The sequence below is a fragment of the Klebsiella sp. X1-16S-Nf21 genome, assembly GCF_002837615.1.
GTDB classification, from domain to species: domain Bacteria; phylum Pseudomonadota; class Gammaproteobacteria; order Enterobacterales; family Enterobacteriaceae; genus Klebsiella; species Klebsiella variicola.
The window spans coordinates 14,621-27,272 of sequence record NZ_PJDK01000073.1; the positions used below are offsets into that span (position 1 = coordinate 14,621).

Annotated in this window: 14 protein-coding genes and 1 tRNA gene; 8 read left to right on the forward strand and 7 right to left on the reverse strand. The window is 54.5% G+C overall.

What is annotated here, in order from left to right; genetic code table 11:
• Nucleotides 1-83: 83 nt before the first annotated feature.
• Nucleotides 84-1,718: a malate dehydrogenase (quinone) gene (mqo, locus tag CW267_RS24355; protein WP_012541003.1), complete on the forward strand. Its 1,635-nt coding sequence runs from the start codon at nt 84-86 to the stop codon at nt 1,716-1,718.
• Between the two features lie 65 nt (nt 1,719-1,783).
• Here the strand turns inward: mqo and eco are convergent, their stop codons facing one another.
• From eco to CW267_RS24375, 4 genes are all read right to left on the reverse strand, one after another.
• Entirely contained in the window at nt 1,784-2,275 is a 492-nt protein-coding gene (gene eco / locus CW267_RS24360; RefSeq protein ID WP_008803985.1) for a serine protease inhibitor ecotin, read from the reverse strand.
• A gap of 152 nt (nt 2,276-2,427) precedes the next feature.
• Nucleotides 2,428-3,537 carry an AI-2E family transporter gene (locus tag CW267_RS24365; RefSeq protein WP_022064830.1) on the reverse strand — a complete coding sequence of 370 codons (1,110 nt, stop codon included), beginning with the start codon at nt 3,535-3,537 and terminating at the stop codon, nt 2,428-2,430.
• Between the two features lie 348 nt (nt 3,538-3,885).
• Nucleotides 3,886-4,074 (reverse strand): hypothetical protein, encoded by a 189-nt coding sequence (locus CW267_RS24370; RefSeq protein WP_008803987.1) that lies wholly within the window; start codon nt 4,072-4,074, stop codon nt 3,886-3,888.
• A gap of 70 nt (nt 4,075-4,144) precedes the next feature.
• Nucleotides 4,145-4,354, reverse strand: coding sequence for a YdgH/BhsA/McbA-like domain containing protein (locus CW267_RS24375; protein ID WP_004102265.1), 210 nt, complete (start codon nt 4,352-4,354; stop codon nt 4,145-4,147).
• A 333-nt stretch (nt 4,355-4,687) separates the two neighbouring features.
• On the opposite strand from CW267_RS24375, the gene CW267_RS24380 reads away from it, so the two are divergent.
• The 6 genes from CW267_RS24380 to CW267_RS24405 all read left to right on the forward strand — a co-directional run bounded on the left by CW267_RS24380 (nt 4,688) and on the right by CW267_RS24405 (nt 9,269).
• Nucleotides 4,688-5,428: an amino acid ABC transporter ATP-binding protein gene (locus tag CW267_RS24380; RefSeq protein ID WP_008803988.1), complete on the forward strand. Its 741-nt coding sequence runs from the start codon at nt 4,688-4,690 to the stop codon at nt 5,426-5,428.
• A gap of 8 nt (nt 5,429-5,436) precedes the next feature.
• Nucleotides 5,437-6,135, forward strand: a complete 699-nt coding sequence (locus CW267_RS24385) for an amino acid ABC transporter permease (RefSeq protein WP_008803989.1) — start codon at nt 5,437-5,439, stop codon at nt 6,133-6,135.
• 9 nt (nt 6,136-6,144) lie between these two features.
• The gene (locus tag CW267_RS24390) at nt 6,145-6,897 is read left to right on the forward strand and encodes an amino acid ABC transporter permease (RefSeq protein ID WP_016161566.1); all 753 of its coding nucleotides are present in this window, start codon (nt 6,145-6,147) and stop codon (nt 6,895-6,897) included.
• Nucleotides 6,887-7,729 carry a transporter substrate-binding domain-containing protein gene (locus CW267_RS24395; protein WP_022065447.1) on the forward strand — a complete coding sequence of 281 codons (843 nt, stop codon included), beginning with the start codon at nt 6,887-6,889 and terminating at the stop codon, nt 7,727-7,729. The genes CW267_RS24390 and CW267_RS24395 overlap by 11 nt, the downstream gene beginning before the upstream one ends.
• Nucleotides 7,730-7,733: 4 nt before the next feature.
• Nucleotides 7,734-8,273 carry an L-2-amino-thiazoline-4-carboxylic acid hydrolase gene (locus CW267_RS24400; protein ID WP_008803992.1) on the forward strand — a complete coding sequence of 180 codons (540 nt, stop codon included), beginning with the start codon at nt 7,734-7,736 and terminating at the stop codon, nt 8,271-8,273.
• Nucleotides 8,274-8,480: 207 nt separating this feature from the next.
• Nucleotides 8,481-9,269 (forward strand): pyrroline-5-carboxylate reductase family protein, encoded by a 789-nt coding sequence (locus tag CW267_RS24405; protein WP_100781309.1) that lies wholly within the window; start codon nt 8,481-8,483, stop codon nt 9,267-9,269.
• Nucleotides 9,270-9,568: 299 nt separating this feature from the next.
• Here the strand turns inward: CW267_RS24405 and CW267_RS24410 are convergent.
• From CW267_RS24410 to CW267_RS24420, 3 genes are all read right to left on the reverse strand, one after another.
• Nucleotides 9,569-9,645, reverse strand: a tRNA-Pro gene (locus tag CW267_RS24410).
• Nucleotides 9,646-9,721: 76 nt separating this feature from the next.
• Nucleotides 9,722-11,482 carry an LPS biosynthesis-modulating metalloenzyme YejM gene (yejM, locus tag CW267_RS24415; protein WP_008803994.1) on the reverse strand — a complete coding sequence of 587 codons (1,761 nt, stop codon included), beginning with the start codon at nt 11,480-11,482 and terminating at the stop codon, nt 9,722-9,724.
• Between the two features lie 18 nt (nt 11,483-11,500).
• Nucleotides 11,501-11,728 (reverse strand): YejL family protein, encoded by a 228-nt coding sequence (locus CW267_RS24420; protein ID WP_004195346.1) that lies wholly within the window; start codon nt 11,726-11,728, stop codon nt 11,501-11,503.
• 186 nt (nt 11,729-11,914) lie between these two features.
• Here CW267_RS24420 and yejK point away from each other — a divergent pair.
• The coding region (yejK, locus tag CW267_RS24430) for a nucleoid-associated protein YejK (protein WP_101148664.1) at nt 11,915-12,652 on the forward strand (738 nt) is incomplete at its 3' end.

A 12,652-nucleotide genomic window follows, 5' to 3' on the forward strand; every position in this document is an offset into this window, starting at 1 on the left:
TGAGCTTCGGTGGTAACGTGAGTGGTGAGAATCGTATCACCTGCGCTAAATAAAAACAGCGAGTAAAGTAAGGCTCAAATCCGATGAATAAAAAGATGGCCGTACCACGCTCACAGGCGGTTGGTCCCAACAGCACTCGGACCAACACCCGCCATGAGCAAGAGACGGATGTATTGTTGATTGGCGGCGGCATTATGAGCGCCACACTGGGAACCTGGCTGCAGGAGCTTGAGCCAGACTGGTCTATTACCATGGTTGAGCAGATGTCCAGCGTGGCGGAAGAGAGCTCAAACGGGTGGAACAATGCGGGTACCGGCCACGCGGCGCTAATGGAGCTGAACTACACGCCGCAGACCGCCAACGGCATCAATATCGACAAAGCGGTCGACATCAACGAAGCCTTCCATATCTCGCGTCAGTTCTGGGCGCATCAGGTGACGCGCGGCGTCCTGAACAAACCAAAATCTTTCATTAACAGCGTGCCGCACATGAGCTTTGTGTGGGGCGAAGATAACGTCAACTTCCTGCGCGCGCGCTATGCGGCGCTGCAGCAGAGCGAACTGTTCCGCGGTATTCGCTATTCTGAAGACCATCAGCAGATCAAAGCCTGGGCGCCGCTGGTAATGGAAGGCCGCGATCCGCAGCAAAAGGTGGCCGCCACCCGTACTGAAGTGGGAACCGACGTCAACTATGGCGAAATTACCCGCCAGCTGATCGCCGGCCTGCAAAAGCATGATAATTTCTCCCTGCAGCTGGGTACCGTGGTGCGTCGCTTCAAGCGCAACGCCGACAAGAGCTGGACGGTCACTCTCGCGGATGCCGACAACCGTCGTCAGAAGCGGGTCATTAAAGCGAAATTCATCTTTATCGGCGCCGGCGGCGCGGCGTTGACGCTGCTGCAGGAAACCGGCATTCCACAGGCCAAAGAGTATGCGGGCTTCCCGGTCGGCGGCCAGTTCCTGGTCTGCGAAAATCCGGAGGTGGTGAACCACCATCTGGCGAAGGTTTACGGCCAGGCCGAAGTGGGCGCGCCGCCGATGTCGGTGCCGCACATTGATACCCGTATTATCGACGGTAAACGCGTGGTGCTGTTCGGGCCGTTCGCCACCTTCTCGACCCGCTTCCTGAAGAACGGTTCATTGTGGGATCTGCTGGCCTCGACGAATACCTCGAATATTCTGCCGATGCTCAACGTCGGTCTGGACAACTTCGATCTGGTGAAATACCTGATTAGCCAGGTGATGCAGAAAGATAAAGATCGCCTGGCGGCGCTGTGCGAGTACTATCCGGAAGCGCGGAAAGAGGACTGGCGGTTGTGGCAGGCCGGTCAGCGCGTGCAAATTATCAAGCGCGATGCGAAGAAGGGCGGGGTACTGCGCCTCGGTACTGAAGTGGTGAGCGATGACGAAGGCACTGTCGCGGCGCTGCTCGGCGCATCGCCAGGCGCCTCCACCGCGGCGCCTATCATGCTGCAGCTAATGGAAAAAGTGTTTAAAGACAAAGTCAATTCGCCGGAATGGCAGGCCAGGCTGAAGGCCATCATCCCGACCTACGGTATTCGCCTTGATGGCAACCCGGCGGAGATTGAGAAAGCGCTGGCGTGGACCAGTGAAGTGCTGGAGCTGAAATATGAGCCGGCCGCGGTGGCGGATGAAGCCCCGCAGGCGGAGCTGAAGCCGCTGAGCGGTGGTAAGCCGATGGCGGATATCGCGCTCTGACAAACGCTCTGACAAAAACGGCAGCCTGCGGGCTGCCGTTTTTTTTGTCGGTTTGATGGGTCGACTTAGCGGACGACGGCGTTACCGATGGTTTCGTCGGCGCGCCAGATGCGATATTTCACATCGACATTGCTCGGCGCGTACACGACAATCGGCAGCTTGCTGTTGTAGCGCAGCATGGCATCATCGCCGAGACCGGCAGTGACAAATTTCTTCTCTTTCTTGCCATCCGGGCAGGCCATCATGGTAGAGACCGGGCCGCTCAGCTTATCAAAGATATAGTAGTCATAGCCCCAGCCTTCCAGGGTTTTGCTTTCCAGCTTCCCGCCTAAACGATGGTGGTTGCAGTCAACTTCCAGCGTCTGGCCGATTATCAGCTCAACCTTCAGCGCTGACTCATCCTGCTGCTGCGGCAGCTGAATAACCTGACGCTTCATGCCTTTTTCCGCTTTCGGGAACGGCGCGACTTTTTCCAGCGGCTGGTCTGCGGCCTGGGCGCCAGCGGACATGCAGGCGGCGGTCAGCAGAGAAACGGCTAGCGTAGTGATTTTTTTCACGGTTGATCATCCTTTATTTTCGTTCCTGACTGATACAGCCTATCATTGCTTTGCTGAATGTTAAGTTTTATTTACTAATTTTTTCAAAATGAATGGTGTTATGTACTGGCGTGATGCCATGTCGCACCTTGCGCCACGGCGGCCCATGAAGCTTATTCGTTGCGGCTATTTTTCGCTTCCTCAATGAATTCTTCATCTAATTCATCAGTGTTGCCAGCATGCTCTCGTCCCGACAGCAGGTTCCAGCAAGCGATAAACAAGGCGGCAATCAGCGGCCCGATAACGAATCCGTTGATGCCGTAGATCTCCATGCCGCCCAGCGTCGCGATAAGGATCAGGTAGTCCGGCATTTTGGTATCCTTGCCCACCAGCAGCGGACGCAGAATGTTATCCACCAGGCCAATCACAATCACAAAGAAGCCAACGATAAAGGCGCCCTGCCACAGCTGCCCGGTGGCGAAGAGGTAAATCGCCGCCGGCACCCAGATAATGGCCGAGCCTACCGCCGGGATAAGCGACAGGAACGCCATCAGCGCACCCCACAGAATGCTGCCGTCCAGACCGGCAACCCAGAAGGCAAAGCCGCCCAGCGCCCCCTGCGCCAGCGCTACGGCCACGGTGCCTTTTACCGTGGCGCGGGCGACCGCGGCGAATTTAGCGAACAGGTGCTGCTTCACATAGCTCGATAACGGCAGAGATTCGAGAGTCAACAGCACCAGGTAAGGCCCATCCTTCAGCAGGAAGAACAGCAGGTACAGCATAATGCCGAAGCTGACGGTAAAGCCAAAGGTGCCTTTACCAATCAGAAACGCGCTGCCGGCCAGATACTGGCCGCTTTTCAGCGCAACATCGGAGAGCTGCTGCTGGATCTGCTGCGCGCTATCGAGGTTGTGCTCGGCAAGGAAACCTCTGGCCCAGCCGGGGAGGTGAGCAAACAGACTGGCGACCACCGTCGGGAACTGAGTGTCGTTATGCTGAAGTTTGCTATACACCACGTTCAGCTCGTAGGCCAGCGACGAGAGGATGATCGCCAGCGGCGTAAAAACGATAAGGCAGATGATGACGATGGTCAGCAGCGCCGCGAGGCCATTGCGCTCGCCGAGGCGAGTGCGAATCTTGTTTTTGACCGGATTAAAAATCACCGCAAGGATCGCGGCCCAGAGGATGGCGGAATAATAGGGTGAGAGAACATCAAAAAAGGCCAGGGTTACAATAAAGACGATAAGGATGAAAAATCCTTTGGTAAGTCCATTAACTCTCATGTCATCCGCTCCTGCTTATGAGTCATACAGTCGAATGATAGATGCTACGACGTAATTTACCATCTGGATAGTCGTACTCTATAACAGAGGGGAAAAAGTGGATAAAAGCCCTGGCAGAAAACCCTGCGGACGCTATTGAGTAAAACAGACAACTTCTGCTTTCAATGCCTGTCCGGTACGCATGATGAAAGCAGTGTTATCTGCAAAATGTGCTGTCAGGAAGCAACGAGGTGTAGAAGCGTAGTATATCGATACGGCAAAAGCGGAGGTTATGGCGGATAATCCATGGTCAAACGGGCAGAAAAAAAGCGCGCAGCGGATATTTCCACGCGCGCCTTATGCAGTGTCTTACTGAAGATTGCCTGCGGTCAGGCTCTCTTTATCAAAGGCATGGCTGACATCAATATGATTCTGATGCATCGATGTATCGATATTTGAACCCGCCTCCGGATGTGTCTGGCTCTTCTCTGCGGCCATCACGCCGGACGAAAGTGTAGCGGCCAACAGCAGTGCGGTGACTACGCCGATATTTTTCATATTCTGTTCCTTATTTCATCGTGTTGTCGCTGTCGCCTGTTTCTTCCGGCGGCCCGGCAATGTGGCGATTTTATTTCGTCAGCTCAGCGGTCATATGTACGCGGTTATTGAATTGAGCGCTGGTGATTTTGTAAGACGCGCCTTGCTCTGCGGCCTGCGCGGCAATTTTGGCTTCTGCGCGGTCCAGGGTGGAAGCGCTGGCGCTGATGCTCTGAGCAAAAGTACCGAAAGAGATCATAGAGAGTGCGGCAACTGCAACGAAAGTTTTGATGGATTTCATGGTCGTATTCCTTAAGTGTTTTGTCAGTGTTGGAGCGTTGTTGCCCCGATGTGATAAATGATAGGCTGACGGCCGGATGATTAAAATCGAAACAATTTGCTCTCATTGTTCAGTAAATTTGAATAATTATTGTCAAGTATCGCCATCCAGTTTTGTTAAGAAAGTTAAATTACAATTCAGCCTCATTGTCATAACAAATATATAAAAAGTTATTTTTTAACTTTCGATAGATGATTTTCTTGTTTGCTATCATCTGAACTGCAGCAATATAGTTTTTAGGCAGCAATAAACGCCGGCGTGCGGCAAATAAAAATTATCCACGAATATTTAATTATGATAACTATTAATAAGATCAGTAAAAGCTTCTCCGGTGAAAGAGTGCTAAAAGAGGTCTCGCTCAGTATTCATTCCGGCGAGATTATTTGCATTATTGGCCCCAGCGGCTCAGGGAAAACCACGCTATTACGTACGCTTAATTTCCTGGAGCCTGCCGATAGCGGGCAAATAAGAATAGATGATGTGGCGCTGGATTGCGCAAAAGCGGGCAAAAAGGAGATTGAAAAGCTACGGGCGAAAACCGCCATGGTTTTTCAATCGTGGAATCTCTTTCATAATCTGACCGCACTGCAGAATATTACCGAAGGCCTGATTTACGCTCAAAAGCGCCCGCGTCAGGAGGCGCAGGATATTGCTGAACAACTCTTAAAGCAGGTGGGGTTATTGCATAAAAAAGACAGCTATCCGCACAGTCTCTCCGGCGGCCAAAAGCAGCGTATCGGGATTGCGCGGGCGCTGGCAATTAACCCCGCCGTTCTGCTGCTGGATGAGCCGACTTCCGCGCTGGATCCGGAAAAAGTTGGTGAAGTGCTGGAGCTTATTCAGACGATTGCCGCTGCGGGTCAGACGATGATTATCGTGACCCATGAAATGGCGTTCGCCCGCCAGGTCGCTTCCCGGGTGGTATTTATGGAAAACGGCGAAATCGTTGAGCAGGGCCCGGCGGAACAGATATTTGGCGCAGCACAGCAGGGGCGAACCCGGGCGTTTCTGGCGCAACTGCACTATCATGCCTGAGGCTAATGATGAACAATAACCCGCTCTTTAACTGGCAGGATATCGCCGGAATATTGCCGAAACTGCTGGAAAATTTACCCGTGACCCTCGGGATAACGCTGGCATCGCTGCTGCTTGGTTTGACGATCGCGCTGCTGATTGTGCTGCTGCAGTTTAGTCGCTTTAAGCCGCTCAGCGCGGTGGCAAACGGGTATACCGACATTCTGCGTGGCGCCCCCCTGGCGCTGCTGATCCTGCTGTTTTTCTTCGGCGGAAAATTAATTTTGACTGCGCTGGCGCTGCCGCCGCTATGGATTAGCGATACCACCTTTGCGGTGTTGTCTATTTCGGTCAGCATCAGTCCCTATTTTGCAGAAATGATGCGCTCCGCGTGGCGTGCGGTGGATACCGGCCAGAAAGAGGCCATCATCAGCCTCAATATTCCCTGGCATAAGGGAATGCTGCGGATTATTTTTCCCCAGGGGCTCATTATTGCCATTCCCGTTTTTGGTAATCTTTTAATTAACCTCGTGAAGATGACCTCACTGGTCAATATTATTGGTATTGTAGATATTTTTGGCCGTGCACAAAAGATTTCGCAAAATAGCTATGGGGCTAAACAGGTTGCGGCGTTTATTAGTGTTATTATCGTTTACTGGGTGCTGAATAGTATTATTCTCTATTTTACCACTCGTATTGAAAAGAAGTATCAGTTCCTGCTGGAGTGATAGATTAACATGTTTAGCCTGGCGTTCATTCGGGACAATTTTACGTTTATTTTAAGCGCGCTGCCGGTTACCCTGGTGATAACGTTATTGTCCTTACTCTTTTCCACTCTGCTGGGCGCGGCGCTGGCGTGGGTGATTATTCGTCAGGTTCCCGGGGTTCAATGGGGGGCGAAGGTATTTCTCTCCTTTAGCCGTTCGGTCCCGGTACTGGTGATGCTGTATTTCTTTTTTTACGTCTGGCCGTGGATAGCCGCCGGGCTGTTTGGCGGCCCGCAGGATAATATGTACCACTATAAACTCTCGCCACTGGTGGCGGCGGTCACCGCGCTATCGCTGATTTTCAGCGCGTATTTCGCCGAAACCTTTCGCGCAGGCTGGAACGCGGTTGATAAGGGGCAGCGCGAGGCCGCATGGTCAATTGGGCTAAGCGGGTTCACGCAGTTCCGACGCATTATTTTTCCGCAGGCGGCAGTATCCGCACTGCCGAACTTCACCAGCGTGCTGATCGATCTGATTAAAGACACCTCGCTGGTTTACACCATCACCGTTATTGATCTGATGGCGAAAGCCAATATCGCCGCCGCGCGCGGGTTTCATTTTGTCGAAGCCTATTGCGTCGTGCTGGTGATTTATATCGTGCTGTGCCTGGCAATTGCCAGAGCATTGCGCAGTGTAGAACGGTTTCTGCGCGCCCGCTGGCAAGGAAACGTACAAAAGAGTGTTCCACGGTTATCATTTTGGGGAAGGTATTTTGAAAAATAAAATTTTACTGGTGAGTGCGCTGACGTTGGCAATGGGAATTAACGCCGCACAGGCGGTTGAAAAAAGTCCGCACGCGAAGACGATTGAGGTTGTCGTTAACGCTAACGGTTTTCCCTTTAGCTTTGTGGACGATAACAACAATATTACCGGCTACGATGGCGATCTATTAAAGGTGCTGGACCAGCGGTTAACCGACTATACGTTTCATTTTAATGCGGTCTCGCGCGACGCGATGATCGTCGGCCTGTCGACCGGCGCGTATACCCTTGCGGCGGATCACTTTTATCTCACCAAAGAGCGGGCGGAAAAATATGACCACTCCGGCGAGCCGACCGGGATCAGCGATTTACGCCTGATTGTACGTAACGATGAGAACGATATTCATAACCTTGGCGATCTCGCCAGCGGTAAGAAAAAGCTGGTGCCGATTCATACCTCCGACGCCCGTTATACGGTGATTGAAAACTACAACAAAAAACATCCAGGCCAACAAATTAACCTGCAGCCCAACGGCGAGCAGTCCGCCGCCGATATCTTTAAAGCGGTCGCTTCCGGGGAATACGATGCGGCGATTTATCCCATTGGTGCGCTACTGGCGTTAAATAAGGCGCTAAATCTCAATCTGAAAGCTTCGGATTCCGTCGGCCTGTTTCCTAACGTCTATTTGTATAAAAAAAATACCGACCCGCAGTTGATCAAAGCGATTGATGCGCAGTTGGTTGCCCTGAAAAAAGACGGCACGCTCGCTGAGCTCTCACGGAAATGGTACGCCGAAGATGTGTATGCCCTGCCGGGCGCCAGCGACGTGAAAGTGAATACCGACTGGGAATAAACGCATGACGCAAATAAGCTCGGAGCCGGCGCATAACGCCGCCACCTTAAACGATGAGGTGACCCTGGCGCTGCGCGCCATTACTGAAAAACGCGCGGCTACCATCGGTTACCTGTTGGACGAAAGCCGACAACGTCATATCGCGGATGATTTTGCGCGTGAAGCCATACGTCACTATGGCCGCGATATCGGGCATAAGCTGCGTGCGCAAATGCGCGATCGCCAGGATTTGCAGGAGTTTGCCGGGCTGTTTACCCGCGGTCTGGAATCTCAGGTTTATGAGATGGAGCCCGTTAGCGCCAGCCGGGCTGAATTTATCGTCCTGTTTCACTACTGTCCTTACGTTAACTGCTGGCGGCAGCAGGGGCGGGGCGCCAGCGAAATTGAGACGCTATGCGATATCTGCATGGAAGGCGATCATGCGTTAACCGACGCGTTTCCGGGGCTGCGTTTAGAGGTGCAGACCGCGCTGGCTCGCGGTGATGCCGCCTGTCGGCTGCGTTTTTATCAGTCAGAGTCGCATGAGGCGGAATGGCAACCTTAAGTGGGGGCCACGCAACCAGTTTATTAATCAGCCAGAAGCGGCGATGCAGGCACTGAGCGGGCAAAAGCTCACCACGGTTGACGGCGACGTTGACGGACGGATTTATCCCACTGACGGAACGGGGATTCGCGTTGCCGACCCGGCGCGACAAGGCCGGCGCTTCGGTGTTGGTCACGACGAATAGCGTTTTGAATAAGGAGTAAAACTATGGCAAAGGTCCATTTTATTGGTGCCGGACAGATGACGGAGGCGATTATTCGCGCGTCATTAAGCAACGGTACGCTGCGGGCGGACGCGATCTCGCTGGAGGATATCGACAGCGCGCGAATCGAGGCTTTGCACTCCCGCTATCGGTTGTCGGGCGACGGTGGCTTAAGGGAGGCCTCTTTGCTGGTGCTGGGGATCCGTCCGCAGGACGATCTGGCGGCGGTGGCGAGCCGCGTGCGCGCCCAGCTAAACGGCTCGACGACGGTGGTTTCTCTGATCGCGGGAGTGACCCTGGAAAAGCTGGCCTCCCTGTTTGGTGAGACAACGCCGATTGCCAGGACGATCCCCAATACCCTGACCGATACCGGATTTGGCTATAGCGGCGTAACCTTAAACGCCCACGCCAGCGCGGCTGAGATCGAGCCGTTTCTGCGCGGTTTTGGCAAAGTGCTGTATTTGCCAGAGCGGTTGATCGATGTCTTTACCGGTTTTGGCGTCGCGGGGCCTAACTATATTTACTACTTTATTGAGTCGCTTACCGATGCCGGCGTACTGGCGGGGCTGTCGCGGCCTCAGGCGACGGAGATGGTGCTGGAGAACCTCCTCGGCGCGGTCGAGATGCTGCGCCAAAGCCAGAAGCATCCGCGTCAGCTTCTGGATATCAATAATTCACCGGCGGGAGTCGGGATCCACGCTCTGTATGAGCTGAACAACAGTGACTTTGCCGCAGGCCTTCAGCGCAGCGTACTGGCGGCGGTCAGGCGTACCCGTGAACTGGGACAGCGCTAAACCCCTTCTTCCCGCCACTGGCCGTGCAGCACCCGGCGCTTTTCCGGCGATGCGCTTAAAGGTGCGGCTTAAGGCTGCATAAGTACGGTAGCCCAGCCGGATCGCTAATATCGTCGTGTATTAATCCACGGGGAGCAGGACAAGTTCAGGCATTGGTCATTCGACATGCCAGGGGGAATATGCCTGAAGATCCCGTTTAAATTCGACGGAAAACAGGCAACAAAAAACCCGCAAACTCGGAGAGAGTGCGGGTTTCTGTAGGGTTACCGGTCGTTAACAAAACTTACCGGTGAATGATTTGGTCGGCACGAGAGGATTTGAACCTCCGACCCCCGACACCCCATGACGGTGCGCTACCAGGCTGCGCTACGTGCCGACGCGTGGGGAACAATATTACCCGTTCCCCGAGCGAATGCAAGCGGGTCGCGCGCGATTGATTCATAATTAATCAATCAGTTAGCGATAAAGCGTTTTTCGTCAGTCAGGACCTGCAGCAACAGGCTGAGCTGCGGTTTCTGATCTTTAATTTTCTCGCCGTCGCGGCTCCAGGTGGTATAGGTGCCGTTATGGTTGAGGACCACGGTGATGGTCGGGGTGGTAATGGCCAGCGTATCGCCGTTGGCCGCGGTGACCCAGTTCCGACGTCGTGCGGCGCTAAACAGATCTTCGCCCTGCGAGTACTCATTGGCTGGCGTCGAAACGTGGAGCAGGCGCTGCATCAGCGTGGTCATCACATCTTTGTTATCGGTCAGCGTGGCAATTTCCTGCGCCGGCGTGCCCGGCCAGTGAATTACCAGCGGCACCTGCAACTGCTCGCGCGACCAGTCGAACGAGTCGTGTTTGACGTTAAGCGGCTTGCCGTGGCCGCCAGTGATAATCACCACCGTGTTGTCGAGCTTGCCGGCTGCGCGTAGCGCGGTCAGCACCCGATCAATCTGGGCATCAACATCACCTGCCGCCTTGCTGTAACGGCGGACAAAGCCCTGTTGCTGCGTGTCGTCGAGGGTCGTACCGTTGAGCGAGATCCACGAGAACCAGCGATTCTCATCCTGCGCGTAACGGTCCAGCCAGCCGATCCACTGATTGGCCGTCTGCTCGTCGCTCTGAGTCTTCGCGCTCGGTAGCGAGAAGTCGGAGAGCAGCGCCTGGCGATAGAGCGGGCTGCTAAACCCATCGGAGGAGAACAGGCCCAGCTGGTAGCCCTGCTGGTTGAGGGCGGTGATCAACGCGGCGGGAATACGCGCCGAGAGGACACCGTCCATATAGCCTGGTGAAATACCGTAGAACAGGCCAAACAGGCCGCTGTCGGCGGTATTACCCGAACTCATATGCTGGGTAAAATTGACGTTCTCTTTGGCGAACGCCGCCAGCGCCGGCATGGTCTTTTCAAACCGCGAATAGTTCAGGTTGTCGACGGTGATCAGCAGCACGTTGTAGCCCGCGCCGAGATCACGGTAGCGCAGGTTGCTGAGCGGATACTGGACCGATACCGCCTCCGGCGCCCCTTGCTCCACCAGACGACGCTGATAATCCTGGGCGTCGAGCAGGCCATGTTTCTCGAGGAAACGGCGGGCGGTCATCGGATAAGAGAGCGGCAGATTCGCCCGCTGCATCGTGATCGGGCGATAGAAGTTGGCATCCGCCCAGATATAGACCAGGTGGCTGCTGATAAACGACAGAAAGAAGAACCAGGCGACCGGGCGGGCGTAATGACGGCGGCGCGTCAGGCTGCGCAGTTTCTGCCAGCTCCAGGTGGCGAAGAGCATTTCAATCAAAAAGATGACCGGGACGCTGATAAACATCAGCTGCCAGTCGCGCGCCATCTCATTCTGGTCAGGGTTGATGACCAGCTCCCAGACGACCGGGTTTAAGTGAAGATGGAAGCGGGTGAAGACCTCGCTATCTATCAGCAGCAGCGTCATCCCGGCGGTGGCAAGGATCACCGACAGGAAGCGCATCAGGCGCTGCGAGACCACGATAAAGGTCAACGGGAAGAGGATCAGCACATAGCTGGTAAACACCAGGAAGCTGAAGTGTCCGACGAGACTGACGTACGAAAAAAGCCGTCCGGCAAGCGTCGTCGGCCAGTCGGCGACAAAAAGATAGCGGCTGCCGAGCACCATGGCCAACAACATGTTGAACAGGGCGAACCAGTGCCCCCAGCTGACCATCTGGGAGACTTTTTCTCGGTAGGGCTGACGTAGAGTCACCATATACTGTTGCTGTTATCCTTAATGCGCCGGATCGTCGTTAATGGAAGACTGCAAAGCCTGCGCGAAAGAACGGGCGATGGCCTGACGCTGCGCCGGCGCGACGCTACTGTTGATCAGGTTGGTCACCATATTGCCTAACACCATCAGTGAAAGGTCAACCGGGGCTTTGTGTGATTCCAGGACGTTCGTTAGCTCGCTGAGCAACTGTTCGACCTGTTGATCGCTATAGCGGGAAATTTGCGGCATAAACTCAAAATCTGTTTGTTCGTGAAAGGGCAACATATTACCGTAGCAGCAGCTTTTTTTCCGCATTTTTTCGCCGCGACGCAAAAGCGCACCGATCGTCGGTAACAACGTCGAAATGTGTGGCGCCAGTTGCGTCGGCAACCCGGCGGTGGTTGAATACCGCCCGGTCTAAAAGGAGAGTTTAACATGAGTCTGGATATCGACCAGATTGCCCTGCATCAGTTAATCAAACGTGATGAACAAAATCTGGAGCTGGTGCTGCGCGAGTCACTGCTGGAGCCGAATGCGACGGTCGTCGAGATGATGGCTGAACTGCACCGGGTCTATAGCGCCAAAAGCAAAGCCTATGGCCTGTTCAATGAAGAGAGTGAACTGGCGCAGGCGCTGCGTCTGCAGCGTCAGGGGGAAGAAGAGTTTCTGGCGTTCAGCCGCGCGGCGACTGGTCGTCTGCGCGATGAACTGGCGAAATACCCGTTCGCCGAAGGGGGCATTGTCCTCTTCTGCCAGTATCGTTACCTGGCGGTCGAGTATCTGCTGGTGGCGGTGCTCAATAACCTGAGCAGTATGCGCGTCAACGAGGAGCTGGATATCCGCTCGACCCATTACCTGGATATTAACCATGCTGATATTGTCGCGCGCATCGATTTAACCGAGTGGGAAACCAACCCGGGGTCGACCCGCTATCTGACCTTCCTGAAAGGGCGGGTAGGGCGCAAAGTGGCCGATTTCTTTATGGATTTCCTCGGCGCCAGCGAAGGGCTTAACGCCAAAGCGCAGAACCGCGGCCTGCTGCAGGCGGTGGATGACTTCGCCGCCGATGCTCAGCTTGATAAATCCGAGCGACAGAATGTGCGTCAGCAGGTCTACGCGTACTGTAACGAACAGCTGCAGGCCGGGGAAGAGATTGAGCTGGAGTCGCTGTCC

Excerpts from the sequence above, each read along its gene's own strand:
- mqo (WP_012541003.1), top strand. The coding sequence starts at position 84 with ATGAATAAAAAGATGGCCGTACCACGCTCACAGGCGGTTGGTCCCAAC.
- CW267_RS24365 (WP_022064830.1), bottom strand. The coding sequence starts at position 3,537 with ATGAGAGTTAATGGACTTACCAAAGGATTTTTCATCCTTATCGTCTTT.
- CW267_RS24370 (WP_008803987.1), bottom strand. The coding sequence starts at position 4,074 with ATGAAAAATATCGGCGTAGTCACCGCACTGCTGTTGGCCGCTACACTT.
- CW267_RS24375 (WP_004102265.1), bottom strand. The coding sequence starts at position 4,354 with ATGAAATCCATCAAAACTTTCGTTGCAGTTGCCGCACTCTCTATGATC.
- CW267_RS24380 (WP_008803988.1), top strand. The coding sequence starts at position 4,688 with ATGATAACTATTAATAAGATCAGTAAAAGCTTCTCCGGTGAAAGAGTG.
- CW267_RS24385 (WP_008803989.1), top strand. The coding sequence starts at position 5,437 with ATGAACAATAACCCGCTCTTTAACTGGCAGGATATCGCCGGAATATTG.
- CW267_RS24390 (WP_016161566.1), top strand. The coding sequence starts at position 6,145 with ATGTTTAGCCTGGCGTTCATTCGGGACAATTTTACGTTTATTTTAAGC.
- CW267_RS24400 (WP_008803992.1), top strand. The coding sequence starts at position 7,734 with ATGACGCAAATAAGCTCGGAGCCGGCGCATAACGCCGCCACCTTAAAC.
- CW267_RS24405 (WP_100781309.1), top strand. The coding sequence starts at position 8,481 with ATGGCAAAGGTCCATTTTATTGGTGCCGGACAGATGACGGAGGCGATT.
- yejM (WP_008803994.1), bottom strand. The coding sequence starts at position 11,482 with ATGGTGACTCTACGTCAGCCCTACCGAGAAAAAGTCTCCCAGATGGTC.
- CW267_RS24420 (WP_004195346.1), bottom strand. The coding sequence starts at position 11,728 with ATGCCGCAAATTTCCCGCTATAGCGATCAACAGGTCGAACAGTTGCTC.